The 15569-nt window shown below is 66.8% G+C and carries 15 protein-coding genes; 8 read left to right on the top strand and 7 right to left on the bottom strand.

From position 1 onward, the window contains the following. Nucleotides 1–14 precede the first annotated feature (14 nt). The 8 genes from PQQ53_RS30595 to PQQ53_RS30560 all read left to right on the top strand — a co-directional run bounded on the left by PQQ53_RS30595 (nucleotide 15) and on the right by PQQ53_RS30560 (nucleotide 6788). Nucleotides 15–773 carry a DUF3106 domain-containing protein gene (locus PQQ53_RS30595; RefSeq protein WP_408153996.1) on the top strand — a complete coding sequence of 253 codons (759 nt, stop codon included), beginning with the start codon at nucleotides 15–17 and terminating at the stop codon, nucleotides 771–773. A gap of 11 nt (nucleotides 774–784) precedes the next feature. Beyond that, nucleotides 785–1306, top strand: a complete 522-nt coding sequence (locus PQQ53_RS30590) for an RDD family protein (protein ID WP_408328359.1) — start codon at nucleotides 785–787, stop codon at nucleotides 1304–1306. 262 nt (nucleotides 1307–1568) lie between these two features. Next, entirely contained in the window at nucleotides 1569–2510 is a 942-nt protein-coding gene (locus tag PQQ53_RS30585; RefSeq protein WP_408148542.1) for a UDP-2,3-diacylglucosamine diphosphatase, read from the top strand. Nucleotides 2511–2551: 41 nt separating this feature from the next. Then, nucleotides 2552–3583, top strand: a complete 1032-nt coding sequence (locus PQQ53_RS30580) for a glycosyltransferase family 4 protein (protein WP_408148540.1) — start codon at nucleotides 2552–2554, stop codon at nucleotides 3581–3583. A gap of 19 nt (nucleotides 3584–3602) precedes the next feature. Beyond that, nucleotides 3603–4265, top strand: coding sequence for a diacylglycerol kinase (locus tag PQQ53_RS30575; protein ID WP_408328357.1), 663 nt, complete (start codon nucleotides 3603–3605; stop codon nucleotides 4263–4265). Nucleotides 4266–4575: 310 nt separating this feature from the next. Next, a complete protein-coding gene (locus tag PQQ53_RS30570) occupies nucleotides 4576–5301 on the top strand; it encodes a TetR/AcrR family transcriptional regulator (protein WP_408328354.1) in 726 nt (241 codons plus the stop codon). Nucleotides 5302–5303: 2 nt separating this feature from the next. Further along, on the top strand, nucleotides 5304–5888 hold the full coding sequence (locus PQQ53_RS30565; RefSeq protein WP_408148534.1) for an LOG family protein: 585 nt from the start codon (nucleotides 5304–5306) through the stop codon (nucleotides 5886–5888). A 153-nt stretch (nucleotides 5889–6041) separates the two neighbouring features. Further along, a complete protein-coding gene (locus PQQ53_RS30560) occupies nucleotides 6042–6788 on the top strand; it encodes an SDR family oxidoreductase (RefSeq protein ID WP_408148532.1) in 747 nt (248 codons plus the stop codon). A gap of 28 nt (nucleotides 6789–6816) precedes the next feature. On the opposite strand, the gene PQQ53_RS30555 is transcribed toward PQQ53_RS30560, so the two are convergent. From PQQ53_RS30555 to PQQ53_RS30525, 7 genes are all read right to left on the bottom strand, one after another. Next, on the bottom strand, nucleotides 6817–7476 hold the full coding sequence (locus PQQ53_RS30555) for a DUF924 family protein (protein ID WP_408153988.1): 660 nt from the start codon (nucleotides 7474–7476) through the stop codon (nucleotides 6817–6819). Continuing rightward, on the bottom strand, nucleotides 7469–7882 hold the full coding sequence (locus PQQ53_RS30550; protein WP_408148528.1) for a group II truncated hemoglobin: 414 nt from the start codon (nucleotides 7880–7882) through the stop codon (nucleotides 7469–7471). The genes PQQ53_RS30555 and PQQ53_RS30550 overlap by 8 nt, the downstream gene beginning before the upstream one ends. Before the next feature lie 27 nt (nucleotides 7883–7909). Beyond that, nucleotides 7910–10501, bottom strand: coding sequence for an ABC transporter permease (locus tag PQQ53_RS30545; RefSeq protein WP_408328351.1), 2592 nt, complete (start codon nucleotides 10499–10501; stop codon nucleotides 7910–7912). Further along, nucleotides 10498–11109, bottom strand: coding sequence for a DUF4126 domain-containing protein (locus PQQ53_RS30540; protein WP_408148524.1), 612 nt, complete (start codon nucleotides 11107–11109; stop codon nucleotides 10498–10500). Before PQQ53_RS30540 ends, PQQ53_RS30545 begins: the two co-directional genes overlap by 4 nt. 315 nt (nucleotides 11110–11424) lie before the next feature. After that, nucleotides 11425–11745, bottom strand: coding sequence for a quaternary ammonium compound efflux SMR transporter SugE (gene sugE, locus PQQ53_RS30535; RefSeq protein ID WP_408153984.1), 321 nt, complete (start codon nucleotides 11743–11745; stop codon nucleotides 11425–11427). A 112-nt stretch (nucleotides 11746–11857) separates the two neighbouring features. Continuing rightward, nucleotides 11858–12556 carry a two-component system response regulator KdpE gene (gene kdpE, locus PQQ53_RS30530; RefSeq protein ID WP_408153982.1) on the bottom strand — a complete coding sequence of 233 codons (699 nt, stop codon included), beginning with the start codon at nucleotides 12554–12556 and terminating at the stop codon, nucleotides 11858–11860. Next, nucleotides 12549–15431 carry a DUF4118 domain-containing protein gene (locus PQQ53_RS30525; RefSeq protein ID WP_408153980.1) on the bottom strand — a complete coding sequence of 961 codons (2883 nt, stop codon included), beginning with the start codon at nucleotides 15429–15431 and terminating at the stop codon, nucleotides 12549–12551. Before PQQ53_RS30525 ends, kdpE begins: the two co-directional genes overlap by 8 nt. Nucleotides 15432–15569 lie beyond the last annotated feature (138 nt).

Below are 15569 nucleotides of genomic sequence, written 5' to 3'. Positions count from 1 at the left end.
GGGAGATTTTTCGGGTGAGTTACAAGCGCGGCCTGGCCGTTGTTTTCGGATGTGCGATCGCGGCCCTGGTGTCGTTCGCCGCGACGTATCCGCGCTTTTACCCGAGCCCCTCGCCCGTCGGCGCTCACTCGGCCGGCGGCAACGCCACGGCCAGGACGCCCGCTCCGACCCTCGCCGTCGAACTGCCGAGCCTGCCCGGCAGCAACAGCCCGATGGCGTGGTCGCGCCTCACCTCGGCCGAGCATCTCGCGCTCGCGCCGTTCGAAGCCCAGTGGGATTCGTTCAGCGACGAACGCAAACGCAAGTGGATCAAAATCGCGTCGCGCTATCCCAAGATGTCGCCCGATGCGCAAAAGCGCCTGCATGAGCGCATGAGCGAATGGGTGCGCATGACGCCCGATCAGCGGCGTGTCGCACGCGAGAACTATCAGGTGTCGAAGGAATTACCGCGCGAGACTCGTCAGAACGCGTGGAAGGCCTATCAGCAGTTGCCCGAAGAACAGAAGCAGCGGCTGGCCGCGAGCGAGCGCAAACGGCGGCCGAGCGTCGTCAGCGCGCCGCCGTCGGCGCGCAACGAAATCAAGGGTCTCGACCGGATCGTCAATGCGCGCGAGCACGGCGCGAGCAGCGTAGCGGCGGCGAGCGCCGTCGCGGCCGCATCGTTGCCGGCCCCGGCCGCCGCGCCCGCGATTCCGGCCGCGGGCAGCTTCGTGCCCGCCACGCCGCTGCCGGTGTCGCCGGCCGAGGCGCCGTCGATCTTCAACGGCTCCTGATCCGGCTGCCCGTGTCCCAAACGCGCACGACCTCGACACCGCCCGCCGATGCGTCCCGCATCGCCCCCTCCGTTCGACGGCGCCTCGCCGCGCTGCTCTACGAAGCGCTGATCCTGTTCGGCGTGGTGTTCGTCGCCGGCTATCTGTTCAGCACGCTGACGCAGCAACGCAACGGACTGACCCATCACAACCTGCTTGCCGCATGGATCGGCCTCGTGGTCGGTCTGTACTTCGTCTGGTTCTGGACGCACAGCGGCCAGACCCTGCCGATGAAGACCTGGCGCTTGCAGGTCGTCGCCGCCGACGGCTCGCCGCTGTCCACGGGACGGGCGATCGCCCGTTACGTGCTCGCGTGGCTGTGGTTCCTGCCGCCGCTCGCGCTGCATCCGCTGCTCGGGCTGCGCCTGCCGCAAACGCTGGCGATCGCCGGCATCTGGTTCGTGCTGTGGGCCGCGACCGGCCGCTTCGACCCGCAACGTCGGTTCCTGCACGACCGGCTCGCGGGTACGCGCGTGGTTGCGGTCGCGCGCTGAGCGAAGGGGCGCGCGTCCTCCGGGTGGCCGCGCCTGCCCGGTATGCCTGGCAGTCCATGAAATAGCCGTTCACGCGCTCACCCGCCGCCGGTCGCGCCACCGGCGCCGACCACGCGTCTCTGCCGCGCACCTGAGATTCCCCCGGCTGCCCACGCGATCCACGCCTCATCTCCCGCCGCAGTAATAAGAACTTCTCATGACTGTCACGGCACAGTCACGCGCGCCCGGCCCAATACAGGCACCGCAACTCGACGCGTGAGCCATGGACCCCAAAACGTCCGCGACTTCCCTGTTCCGCCAGACCGGCCCGAGCGTCGACACCGTCGCGTTCCGCCCGGACCCCAGCCCCGCTCACCACGGCTTGCCGTTGCCCGTGGCACCGCCTCTCGACGCGCACGCCGCCCATCCCGAAGACGAGCACGCCGACCCGCACCGTTACCGCACCATCTGGCTGTCCGACATCCATCTCGGTTCGAGCGGTTGCCAGGCGCCCTATCTGCTCGACTTCCTGCGTCATAACGAGTCGGAGTATCTGTACCTCGTCGGCGACATCATCGACGGCTGGCAGTTGAAGAAAGGCTGGTACTGGCCGCAGGCGCACAACGACGTCGTGCAGAAAGTGCTGCGCAAGGCCCGCAAAGGCACCCAGGTGATCTACGTGCCCGGCAATCACGACGAAGCCGCGCGCCAGTTCTGCGACCTCGCATTCGGCGACATCCACGTGCGCGGCGAAGCGTTTCACACGACGCTCGCCGGCAAGCGGCTGTGGATCGTGCACGGCGATCTGTTCGACGGCGTGATCCAGCACGCGAAGTGGCTCGCGTATCTCGGCGACACGCTCTACACGATGATCCTGGTCCTGAACCGCTGGTTCAACCGCATCCGCAGCAAGCTCGGCTTTCCGTACTGGTCGCTGTCGCAGTACCTGAAGCATCAGGTGAAAAACGCGGTGAACTTCATCTCGTCGTTCGAAACGGTAATGACCGACGAAGCGCGCCGCCGCGGCTGCGACGGTGTGGTCTGCGGACACATTCACAAAGCCGAGATGCGCGACATCGACGGCGTGCTGTATTGCAACGACGGCGATTGGGTCGAGAGTCTGTCGGCACTCGTCGAGACCTATGAAGGCGAACTCAAGGTGATCTACTGGACCACGCTGCGCGCGCCGCAAGTCGGCACGCAGAAGGCCCGGGCGACCGCGTAGTCCCCCTAACTTCCTTTGGACCCGAATCGAGGAACAAGCCGATGAAGATCATGATCGTCACCGACGCATGGGAACCGCAGGTCAATGGCGTCGTGCGCACGCTGAAGAACACCACGCGCGAGCTCACCGCGCTCGGCCATCGCGTCGATCTGCTGACGCCGCTCGAATTCAAAACGATCCCCTGCCCGACTTATCCCGAGATCCGTCTGTCGCTGCTGCCGCGCCGCAAGCTGCGCGAGCGCATCGCCACGTTCGCGCCCGACGCGTTGCACATCGCCACCGAGGGTCCGCTCGGCATGGCCGCGCGCGCTTATGCGCTGCGTCACAAGCTGCCGTTCACGACCGCTTATCACACGCGCTTTCCGGAATACGTGCAGGCACGCTTCGGCATACCGCTCGCCGCGACCTACAAGTTTCTGCACTGGTTTCACAAGCCGTCGCTGGCCGTGATGGCGCCCACGCCGGTGGTCAAGCAGGACCTCGAACAATTCGGCTTCACGAATGTCGTGCTGTGGACCCGCGGTGTCGACCTCGAGATTTTTCATCCGATGGACTCGAAGGTGCTCAACTCCGCGCGGCCGATCTTTCTGTACGTGGGACGCGTGGCGGTCGAGAAGAACGTCGAGGCGTTTTTGAAGCTCGATCTGCCCGGCTCGAAATGGGTCGCCGGCGAAGGCCCGGCGCTCGCCGAGCTGAAGTCGCGCTATCCGCAAGCGAATTATCTCGGCGTGCTCACGCAGGCGGAACTCGCGAAGGTGTATGCGGCAGCCGACGTCTTCGTGTTCCCGAGCCGCACCGATACCTTCGGGCTCGTGCTGCTCGAAGCGCTCGCATGCGGCACGCCGGTGGCGGCCTATCCGGTCACCGGTCCGATCGACGTGCTGGGCGACGGCGGCGCGGGCGCGATGCACGAGAATCTGCAAGAGGCCTGTCTCGAAGCGCTGAAGATCGATCGCCATCATGCGCGCGCGTGGGCGGAGCGTTTCTCGTGGGCGGCGGCTTCCGCGCAATTCGCTGCGCATCTGAAACCGCTGCCGCATGCGTCGTATCGCGAGGAAAGCGCCGCCGCCTGACGCGGCGCGCGAGCCCTCCATGCGAACCAGCCAATCCAACGGGGCCACGCCAAGGCGCGCGTCGAACGGCGCGCTGCGCGCCGTCGCTTCCGAGCACGATTCCGAGCACGATATCGAGCGCGATGTCGGCCGCGATATCAAACGCGGCACCGCCGGCCTCGAGCCGTTCGACGATATCGGCGAACCCGGCGCGCAGGATCATGCGGACTCGGCGCACGATTCAAACGGAATCGACAGCACCGCCCACGAGCCGCTCAGCCCCGACGATCCGCTCGCGCCCCTGCCGTTCAATCCGTACAAGGGCAACCGCGGCCTCACCCGCGCATGGCACGCGATGAAAAACTCGCTCGCCGGGTTCCGTGTCGCCATCCGTGAGGAAAGCGCGTTTCGCCAGGAACTGACGCTCGCCGCGATCCTGATTCCGTGCGGCCTGCTGGTGCCGGTCGAACCGGTGTCGCGTGTGCTGCTGCTCGGTTCGGTGCTGCTGGTGCTGATCGTCGAGCTGTTGAATTCGAGCGTGGAGGCGGCGATCGACCGGATTTCGCTCGAACGCCACGAACTGTCGCGCCGCGCCAAGGACCTCGGCAGCGCGGCCGTGATGGTCGCGCTCGGCATGTGCGTGATGACCTGGGCGTTGATCGTCGGCCCGCTCCTCGCGCGTTGGCTGCGCGCACGGCTATGACGGCGCGCCGCGCACTGGCCGCAAGCGTTTGAAACGCAGTCACTGCGATCGCAGCCTATTTTCGGCGCGCGCAAACCCTCGCCGGGGATGAAAACCCTGAGTATCCGCTTGGTATACGAACGCTCGGTTTATAATCGTTCGATAGTCTCATGAGACAACGCCGGGCCGCCCGACGTTGTCTTGCTCCCGCGGGGGCCCTGTCGCCGAGCGGCAGGTTTGCAGGCGCGCATATACCAACCGCATCCGGGTGGACCACGCAGCAGCGGCACGCCGCCGCGCGACCAGCCCGGCATAACCAGGGCCGGACGACATGGAAGCCAAACCTCCCCGCCGCACGCGCGAACGGATTCTCGAACTGTCGCTGAAGCTGTTCAACGAAATCGGCGAGCCGAACGTCACGACGACGACGATCGCCGAGGAAATGGAAATCAGTCCAGGCAATCTGTACTACCACTTCCGCAACAAAGACGACATCATCAACAGCATCTTCGGCCAGTTCGAGCAGGAGATCGAAAAGCGCCTGCGCTTCCCCGAAGACCATCGCGCGACCATCGACGAAATGTGGTCGTATCTGCAGTACATGGTCGATTTCACGTGGCGCTATCGCTTCCTGTATCGCGACCTGAACGACCTGCTCGCGCGCAACCGCACGCTCGAAACGCATTTCAAGCAGATCATCAGCCACAAGGTGCGCTTTGCGAGCCAGTTCTGCGAGCAGCTCGTCGCCGACGGCGAAATGGTCGTCACGCCGGAAGAACTGCATGTGATCGCCACCAACGTCGGCGTGATCGGCACGTACTGGCTGTCGTATCAATTCGTGATGAATCCGCGCAAATACAACGAGCAGGAAGCGATTCGCGCGGAACTGCATCAGGTGAGCGTGCAGATCGTTTCGCTGATGGCGCCTTATCTGCGCGGCCGCTCGCGGCAGATTTTCGACGACCTCGTGTCCGGCAAGCTGCCCAAGCGCGAGTTCTACGATTACCTGCCGCCCAAGGAAGGCGCCGCGCCCCGCAACGAATCGAAGGACGTTTGAGTATGAAGTCGGTGTGTGTCTATTGCGGCTCCGCCAATGGAGCCAAGCCGTTGTATGCGGAGGCGGCGCGTGCGTTCGGCCGCGCGCTGGTGCAAGCCGATCTTGCGCTGGTCTACGGCGGCGGCAAGGTCGGGCTGATGGGCGTGATCGCCGATACGGTGATGGCCGAAGGTGGCCGCGCGATCGGCGTGATTCCCGAGCTGCTGGTCAACAAGGAAGTCGGCCATAACGGGCTGACCGAACTGCACGTGGTGCCCGACATGCACCATCGCAAGAAGATGATGGCCGACCTGTCGGACGCGTTCGTCGCGATGCCGGGCGGCGCGGGCACGCTCGAAGAACTGTTCGAGGTCTTCACGTGGGCGCAGCTCGGCTATCACCAGAAAGCGGTGGCGGTGCTGAATATCGACGGCTTCTACGATCCGTTGGTCAAGCTGCTGCAGCACACGGTCGACGAAGGCTTCATGCGCCAGACCTATTTCGACATCCTGCAGATCGACGCCGATCCCGCCGCGCTGATCGGCAAGCTGCAACGCTACCAGCCGCCCGCGAGCGACAAGTGGGCAATCAAACGCGACGCGGTCTGACGCGACCCGGTCTGACGCGACCCGGTCTAACGCGACCCGGTCTCACGTGCCGCGTTTGATCGCGGGACCACGCTGATTCCCACGCGCCCGCTCAGGCGCTCGTCCCACCGGCCGCGCCGTTCGCGCGGCCCTCACCCGAACGATGAGGTTGCGATGACAAAAGCCGTTCTGATCACCGGTGGCAGCCGCGGCATTGGCCGCGCAAGCGCGCGTCTGCTTGGCGCGCGCGGCTGGTGCGTCGGCGTGAATTACGCGCGGAATCTGGCCGCCGCGGAGGCCACCGTCGCTGAAGTGGAGCGCGCCGGCGGCCGCGCCGTGGCGATCGAAGGCGACGTCGCGAACGAAGCGGACGTGATCGCGATGTTCGACACGCTCCAGCAGAAATTCGGCAAGATCGACGCGCTCGTCAACAACGCGGGAATCGTCGCGCCGTCGAGCGCGCTCGCCGACATGGACTTCGCGCGCCTGAAGCGCATGTTCGATGTCAACGTGCTCGGCGCGTACCTGTGCGCGCGCGAAGCCGCGCGGCGCATGTCGACCGATCGCGGCGGCGTGGGCGGTGTGATCGTCAATATCTCGTCGGCGGCGGCGCGCCTCGGCTCGCCGAACGAATACGTCGATTACGCCGGCTCGAAAGGCGCGATCGACACGATGACGCTCGGCCTCGCCAAGGAACTCGGCCCGCGAGGCGTGCGCGTGAACGCGGTGCGCCCCGGCCTGATCGACACCGAAATCCACGCGAGCGGCGGCAAGCCCGAGCGCGCCGCGCAACTCGGCGCGACCACGCCGCTCGGCCGCCCGGGCAGCGCGGATGAAGTGGCTGAAATGATCGTCTGGCTGCTGAGCGACGCTGCCTCGTACGTGAGCGGTGCGTTGATCGACGTCTCCGGCGGACGCTGACGACTGACGACGGGTCTCGAGAGCGGCCTTAGAAAGACGAACCGCGTTCGCGCAGAAATGCGCGCTCCTCGTCCGTCGACGAGCGCCCAAGCACCCCATTGCGATGCGGAAAGCGCCCGAAACGCTCGATGATTTCCGCATGCCGCACGGCAAACCGGTAGTACGACTTGCCGCCCGGCTCCGCTTCGAGCCGCTTGAACAGACACAGCGATTCGCGCTGGCTGGCGAGCGTCTCGTCGTGTTCGAACGGCAGATAGGCAAACGCGCGATGATGCACGGTCGGCAACAGGCGATCGGCGCCGTCGGCGATCATCTGTTGCGCGATGCGCAGTGCCTTCCGATCGGCGGCGAACGCTCGCGGCGTGTTGCGGTGGCAATTGCGCGAGAACTGGTCCAGCACGATGATGAGCGCCAACGCGCCGAGTGGCGTGGCCTGCCAATGGTCGAGCGAGGTGGCGCTCGCGTTCTGGCTCGACGCATCAACCGCCGCGTCGATCAACGCACCAAAGCGTTCCCGCAGCATCGCATCGAACACTTCGTCGCGGGAAAACCAGCGCTTGTGCTCCTCGCCGAAGTGCGGCGCATCCGGCGCATCGAACCAGCAGTCGAGAACCGCGCGCGCTTGCGGCGCGAGGCCCATGTAGTCGACCGACGTCGAGTATGACGTCGCGCCGGATTCGTCAGCCATTGCGGTTGCGCATCCAGTCGGCGGTTTCGAAAAACGAGCCGAGCAGGCGCTCGCGCAGCGGCTCGGCGAGGCCGATATCCTCCATCGCCCATGCCATGCACCTGAGCCACTGATCCCGCTCGCTCGACGCGATCGCAAACGGCAAATGCCTTGCGCGCAGACGCGGATGGCCAAAGCGGCTGATGTAGTGATCGGGACCGCCGAGCCAGCCGCACAGGAACCAGAAAAACTTGTCGCGCGAACCGTCGAGCGATTCCGGATGCAAAGCCCGAATCCCGGCGAAATCCTGTTCCAGATCCATCAGGTCGTAAAACCGGTCGACCAGTTCGCGCACGCGCGCTTCGCCGCCCACCAGATCGAAGGCCGTCGGCTGCGCCGCGGACACTTCGTCGTTCAAATCACTCATAACCTGCTCATCAACGGATAAGAAAAATCACGCATCCCGCAGCGACTGCAACGCGGGGCGCGCCAACACATGCCGCAAGCTCAGCCAGCCGCCGACGCCGGCACAGGCGACGCCCGCGGCGATCCCCGCCGGCAACAGCCACGGATTGAAGCTCAGATAGAACTCGAACACCCGCGTCGCCAACACCCAGCCGATGATCTGCGCGCCCACCGCGGCCATTGCCCCGGCCAGCGCGCCAACCGCGACGAACTCGGCAATCTGCACCGCGCGCACCTGTCGATGCGATGCGCCGAGCGCGCGCAGCAGCGCGGATTCTCGCATACGCTCGTCGCGCGTGCCGGCGAGCGCCGCGTACAACACCAGCACGCCTGCCGCCAGCGTGAACGCGAACAGGAACTGCACTGCGCCGATCACCTGCTGCAACACGCGCTGAATCTGCGCGAGGATCGGACCAGTGTCGATGGCCGTGAGGTTCGGATAAGCGCCGATCAGGCCGTCGATGGTCGTCTGCTTTTCCTGCGGCAGATGAAAGCTCGTGATGAAGGTCGCCGGGAAATCCTGCAACGCGGCGGGCGGCATCAGCACGAAGAAGTTGACCTTGAACGACCCCCAGTCGAGCTTGCGCACGCTCGTCACCGGCGCGTCGATCTGCAAGCCGGTCACGTCGAAGCGCAGCACGTCGCCGGGCTTCACGTCGATCAGTTTGGCGAGCCCCTGCTCGATCGAGATCTGCGGCGTCTCCGTGTCGCCGTACCAGGTGCCGGCGGCGACGCGGTTGTCGTCGGGCAGCTCGGTCGTGTACGACAGATTGAATTCGCGGTCTACCAGGCGCTTCGCGTCGTTGCCCTTGAACGAATCCGGATTGACCGGCTTGCCGTTGATCGCCGTGAGCCGCCCTCGCACCATCGGCGAGAGCACCGTGCCCGGCACGCCGTGTGTGTCCAGATAGTGCGTGACCGCGTCGCGCTGATCAGGCTGGATGTCGATGATGAATTCGTTCGGCGCATCCGGCGGCGTCGATTTGCGCCAGCCTTGCACGAGGTCGTTGCGCGTCATCGCGATCAGCAGCAGGCACATCAGGCCGATGCCGAGCGCGGTGATCTGCAACGCGCTCGCGCTGCTGCGCCGCTCCAGCGACGCCAGCGCATACCGCCAGCCGATCCCCGCGTTCACGCGCTCGCTGCGCACGAGGCGCGCCGCGCCCCACAGCGCGAGCCGCGCGATGCACGCGAACACCAGCAGCCCGCCGGCAAAGCCGCCCGCGACGATCCCGCCGAGCTTCAACTCGCCCGCCGCGACGATCAGCAACGCGGCGAACAGCGCGATGCCAAGCGCGTAGGCGGCCCACGCAGTGCGCCCCGCTTCGCCCCACTCGCGGCGCAGCACGCGCACCGGCGGCACGCGCGTGAGCGGCAACAGCGGCGGCAGCGCAAAACCGAGCAGCAGCACGAGGCCAGCCGCGATGCCCTGAAGCGCGGGCCACACAGTCGGGTACGGCAGCGCGACGTCGATCAGACTGCCGAGCCACATCAGCAACGCGAGATGCCCGAGATAACCGAGCGCGACACCCAGCGCGCCGCCGATCACGCCAAGCCCGACGAACTCCAGCGTGAACAGCGCGCGCAGCGCGGCCTGGCTCACGCCGAGACAGCGCATCGCCGCGCAGCCGTCCAGATGCCGGCGCATGTAGCGGTGCGCGGCCATCGCGATCGCCACGGCCGCGAGCAGCGCGGTGAGCAGCGACACGAGCGTGAGGAAATGACTCGCGCGATCGAGCGTCTGGCGCACTTGCGGCTGACCGTCCTGCAACGATTCGAGCGCGACGCCGCGCATCTTGCCGTCGTCCACCTTGCCGTGCGCGAACTGCGCGAACTTCGCCACCGACGCGTCCGCGCCCGCCACCAGCAACCGGTAAGTCACGCGGCTGCCGAAGGTGATGAGGCCGGTCGACTGCACTTCGTCGGCGCGCAGCATCAAACGCGGCGAGAAGTTGACGAACGAAAAGCCGCGGTCCAGTTCACGGGTGATCAGCGCGCCGATCGTGAAGCTGCGGTTGCCGACTTTCACGGTGTCGCCCACATGCAGCTTCAACGCGTCGAGCAATGCCTGATCGACCCACACGGTGCCGGGCGCCGGAATCGATTGCGCGGGATGGTCCGGCGCGCCGGGCGCCGATGCGATCCGCACTGCGCCGCGCAGCGGATAACCCGGCGACACCGCCTTGATCGCGGCGAGGCGCGAGACCGGCTGCGCGCCAGACGCGCCGGTCGAATTGATCATGCTGGGGAAGATCGCCGTGCTGGCGGTGTTCAAGCCGAGCGCTTTGGCTTGCGCGGCGAATTGCGGATCGACCGGATGATCGGCGCGCACGATGAAATCGGCGGCGATCATGCGCCGCGCATCGCGCTCGAGCCCCTGATGCAGGCGGTCGGCCAGAAAGCCGACGCTCGACAACGCCGCGACGGCCAGAACCAGCGCCAGCAGCAGCATCGTCAATTCGCCGGCGCGCCAGTCGCGCGCCGTCATACGGATGGCCTGACGCAGCAGATCCGTGCCGCCGAACCGGCGTGCGGGCGTCGAGTCAGCGCGCGCCAAAGAACCTCGTACCGTATCGCTCAATCGTGCCTGCTCCTGGCAAGACGCGACACCATGTGCGTAGCCATGCCGCGAAAGCCGCCCTGCACGCCGCGCCAGAGCCGCGGCAACGCCCAGCCGGCCAGCACCAGGAAGCCCACCATCAGCACGAGGAACACGAGCGGCACGAACAGCGCGAGCAGCATGCCGCCGAACACGAGGCCGTCCTCGGCGGTCGAGGTGACCACGTTCGACACCGGCTCCGGCGACAGATTGATCAGCGCGCGCGTGCCCGCCTTCGCCAGATGCGCGGTGCCCGCCAGCGTGCCGCCCGCGAGCGCGGCGACGGTCAGCAGCGCCGGATCGGCATGGCCGAGCGCGCCGGCCGCGAGCACGGCGCCGGCCGGAATGCGGATGAACGTATGGACCGCGTCCCATAGCGAATCGAACGCGGGAATCTTGTCGGCGAGGAATTCGGTGAGCGTCAGGACGGCCGCCGCGCCGATTACCCACGGCGAAGACAGGGCGGACAGCGTATCGGGAAGATGGATGAAACCGAGGCGTTCGAACACGCCGGCGAGCAGAACTGTCAGATAGAGGCGCAGACCGCTGCCCCACGAAAGGCCTGCAGCAAGCGAAAGTGATTCAAGCATGGCCGCCTCCAGGCGCGCTGTGCGTGCCGGGCGCTTCGGCGGGCCGGGACAGGAGAAGCCCCACACCGAAGTCGTCAGACCCGCGCCAAGCCGGCCGCGCCATGGAGGCCGCGGGCAATGTCAGGTTGGATTCGGTTTCATTATAGCCACGTTAATTCGTAGGACGTAGAGCGGCGAACAATCGGCGGCGCCGGTGTGGCGCGGGGCAGACGCCGATGCGCTCACCCAGGCTCGGTCAGATTCCCCCGCTTCAGCCGGATTTGCGGCGCGGAACCGACCAGCGGGGCTCCGACGCGCGGCATGGCAGCCCGGCCTTCAATGCCCCGACGACAGCTTCAGCCCGATCAAGCCAATCACGATCAGCGCCGCGCTGGCGACGCGCGCGACGCTCAGCGCCTCACCCATCATCACGACGCCGAAGATAAATGCGCCGACCGCGCCGATCCCCGTCCACACCGCATAGGCCGTGCCGAGCGGCAACTGGCGCATCGCGACGGCGAGCAGCGCGAAGCTGCCGAGCGCGGTCACGATCGTGAACACGGACGGCCACAGCCGGGTGAAACCTTCGGAGGTCTTGAGACCGGCCGCCCACGCGACTTCGAGCAAACCGGCAATCAGCAGAAGAAACCAGGACACGAGACAGCTCCATGAAAAAAATGGGGCCGTCCCCGTTCGTAGCAAAAGCGTAAGGTCGTCCTTACAGAGCGTAATTATATCGAAGCGCCGCACACGCCGCTCCGAAGCGGGCTCACACTGCGCCCACCAGCCGATAACCGACGCCGGTTTCCGTGATGATATGTTCCGGCTGCGCCGGATCGCGCTCCAGCTTGCCGCGCAGATGCGCCATGTAGATGCGCAGATAGTGGTGGCTCTCGACATGCGAGGGCCCCCACACGTCGCGCAGCAGCTGCCGGTGAGTCAGCACGCGCCCGGCATGGCGCACGAGCGTCGCGAGCAGCCGGTATTCGATGGGCGTCAGATGGATCGCGACGCCGTCACGCGTGACCTGGCGCAAGGCGAGATCGACCGTGACCGCGCCGAAGCGCACCTGCGGCGACTCGTTCGCGCCGCCGTGATTGCGCCGCCGCATCTGCGCGCGGATGCGCGCGAGCAGTTCGGACACGCCGAACGGCTTGGTCAGATAATCGTCCGCGCCGGCGTCGAGCGCGGCGACCTTCTCGCTCTCCTGGGTGCGCGCCGACAGCACGATCACCGGCAGCTCGCTCCAGCCGCGCAGTTCGCGGATCACGTCGAGACCATCGGTGTCGGGCAAGCCGAGATCCACGATCACCAGATCCGGCTTGCGGGTCGCGGCTTCGACGAGACCCTGCTTGCCGGTTTCGGCGTCGTGCACGACGATGCCCTCGCCTTCCAGCGCGGTGCGTACGAAACGGCGAATCTGTTTTTCGTCTTCAATCAGAACAACGGTGATGCTCGGCTCACTCATGGGTCGGCTTGGCCAGCGGATTGAGGGTGGCGGCGCGCTCGGCGCCGGTGTGAGGGTCGGCGAGGAGATCGGCATGCGCCAACGGCTCGGCGCCTTCGTCTTCCAGCGCATCCGGCGCGTCGGGCGGCGTGTCCGCCGGCAGCGTGAACCAGAAGCGCGCCCCGGCGACGCGGCCATCCGCCGACAGCCGGTTGAGCGCGCCGATTGTACCGCCGTGCGCCTCGACGATCGCGCGGCAGATCGCGAGCCCCAAGCCGATGCCCGGCTTGGCCGATTCCTTCTCGCCACGCGTGAATTTCTCGAACACACGCGCTTCCATGCCGGCGGGCAGGCCGGGGCCGTCGTCGTCGACAGTGACGCGCACGAACGGCGTGTCGTCCGCGTCGATGCGTTGCGCGCCGATCGTCAGCGGCGTCCCCGGCGCGGTGTACTTGGCCGCGTTCTCGAACAGGTTCGAGAAGAGCCGCTCCATCAGCACCGCGTCGAGATTGAGCAGCGGCAGATCGGCGGGCAGTCTGACCTGCACCGGATGACCCGCCAGCACGCGTTTGCACGCACGCAGCGCCGCGCCCACCGTTTCTTCGAGCAGCGTCCACTGCCGGTTCAGTTGCAGACTGCCCGCCTGCAGGCGGGCCATGTCGAGCAGATTGGTGACAATGCCGGTCATGCGCAGCGCTTCCTCGTGAATCGCGTCGACGAGGTCGTCGGCCGGTTGCATCGGCGTACCGGCTTCAGTGGGCGTCTTGCGCGTTTGCGCCAGCATCGACGAAAAGCCGACGATGGTCGTCAACGGCGTGCGCAGATCGTGCGAGATCGCGGAGAGCAGCGAGTTGCGCAGGCGCTCCGACTCCATGTTGACGAGCGCATCGCGCGCGATGTCGACGTAATGCACCCGCTCGAGCGCCAGCGCGATCTGCGCGGCGAACGCGTCGAGCATGCGTTGCTGCTCGGGCACGTCCAGCTCGCCCTCGTCGCGCAGCACGACCGCGAGCACGCCGCGGGTGCGCATCGGCGCCTTCAGCGGTAGATACAGCGCGGCTGCGGCGGGCAAGGTATCGGTGCCGTGACCGGCCGGCTTCTGCTGATCGTAGACCCACTGGCCGACGTCGAGGTCGAGCAGTTCGCCTTCGAGCGTAATCGCCGCGTCGGGGTCCTCGATCTTCTGTTTGACCTGATCGACGCTATCCGGCAGCAGGATCGCGACGCGCGCGCCGAACACCTCGCTCACGTGCCGGCTGCCGATCCCGACGATCTGCTCGGTGGTCAGCGCCGCCGCGAGTTCGCGCGCCATCGCGTACATCGCGCCGGTGCGTTGCTCGCGGCGCCGCGCGACGCTCGCCTCGTGGCGCAGGCTCGAAGTCAGATGGCTGATCACGAGCGAGGTCAGCAGCATGCCGAAGAAGGTCAGCAGGTATTGCGTGTCGGACACCGACAGCGACATGCGTGGCGGCACGAAGAAGAAATCGAACGCGGCCACGCTCAGGAACGACAGCACGACGCCCGGCCCGCGTCCCAGCTTCACCGCCGTGAAGATCACGCCGAGCAGATACAGCATCACGAGGTTGGCCAGATCGATACGGTCGATCAGCTGGCTCGACAGCAGCGTGACGGCCGCGCAGATCAGCAGCGCGAGCCCGTATGCGCGTGGCGGCGAACGGCGTTCGCGCGCCGCGCTCAGCGCCTCGCGCCATGCGTTCGCGGTGGTGTTCAGCAAGCGTCGCGGCTCCCCGCCATCACGTTCCGCCGACGCGCGAATCAGCGTGAGATCGAGTTCGCCCGCGCGCTCGGCGATGCGCTCGCCGAACGGCCGGCACAGCCAGCGCCTCGGCCCCGTGCGCGACGATGCGCCCGCCACCAGCTTCGACACGTTGCGCGCCTGCGCATAGCCGATCAGCGCGGTGACCGCATCGGTGCCTGCGAGCGTCGCGGTTTCGGCGCCGAGTTCGGCGGCGAGCTTCAACGCGTTCAGCGTGCGTTCGCGGCGCGCATCGGGCAGACGTTGCAGCGCCGGCGTTTCCACATAGACGGCGAGCCAGTCGGCTTTCAGGCTGGCGGCAAGGCGCGCCGCCGCGCGCACCAGCGCGGGCGCCTCCGGGCCCGGCCCCACGCACACCAGCAAGCGCTCGCGCGCCTGCCAGATGCGCTGAATCGAACGGTCCGCGCGATATTCCCGCATCTGCGCATCGACGCGGTCCGCGGTGCGGCGCAACGCCAGCTCGCGCAGCGCGATCAGATTGCCCTTGCGAAAGAAGTTGCGCACCGCGCGCTCGGCCTGCTGCGGCAAATACACCTTGCCGTCGCGCATCCGGTCGAGCAGTTCCTCGGCGGGCAGGTCGACCAGCGTGACTTCGTCGGCGTGGTCGAACACGCGGTCCGGCACCGTCTCCCACACGCGGATGCCGGTGATCTGGCCGACCACGTCGTTCAGGCTTTCGAGGTGCTGGACGTTGACCGTCGTATAGACGTCGATGCCCGCGTCGAGCAGTTCGTGCACGTCCTGCCAGCGCTTCAGATGGCGCGCGCCCTGCACGTTCGAATGCGCGAGTTCGTCGACCAGAATCAGCTGCGGCTTGCGCGCGAGCGCGGCGTCGAGATCGAACTCGCCGAGCTTGCGGCCGCGATATTCGATATGCGCGAGCGGCAGCACCTCGAGGCCGTCGAGCAGCGCGGCGGTTTCGCTGCGGCCATGCGTTTCGGCGATGCCGATCACGACGTCCGCGCCTTCGTCATGGCGGCGGCGCGCGGCCTGCAGCATCGCGTAGGTTTTGCCCACGCCGGCCGACGCGCCGAAGAAAATCTTCAGCCGGCCGCGCAGACGTTTTTCTTCGTCGCGCTGCAGCTTGTCGAGCAGTTCGTCAGGATCGGGGCGGTTCATGCTCAGTAGTTTTCATAGTCGTGCGAGCGGCGGTATCCGCATGGTGGCACGGTCGCCGCCGGCCCGCAAATCGCGGCGCGGCCGGGTGCCGCGAAGGAAAATAGCAAAAGCAAAGGCGACGTCACGCGGACGCCGCCT

It is taken from the genome of Paraburkholderia strydomiana, from assembly GCF_046030495.1.
Lineage (GTDB): Bacteria > Pseudomonadota > Gammaproteobacteria > Burkholderiales > Burkholderiaceae > Paraburkholderia > Paraburkholderia strydomiana_A.
This window is presented reverse-complemented; position numbering and strand designations above follow the sequence as displayed.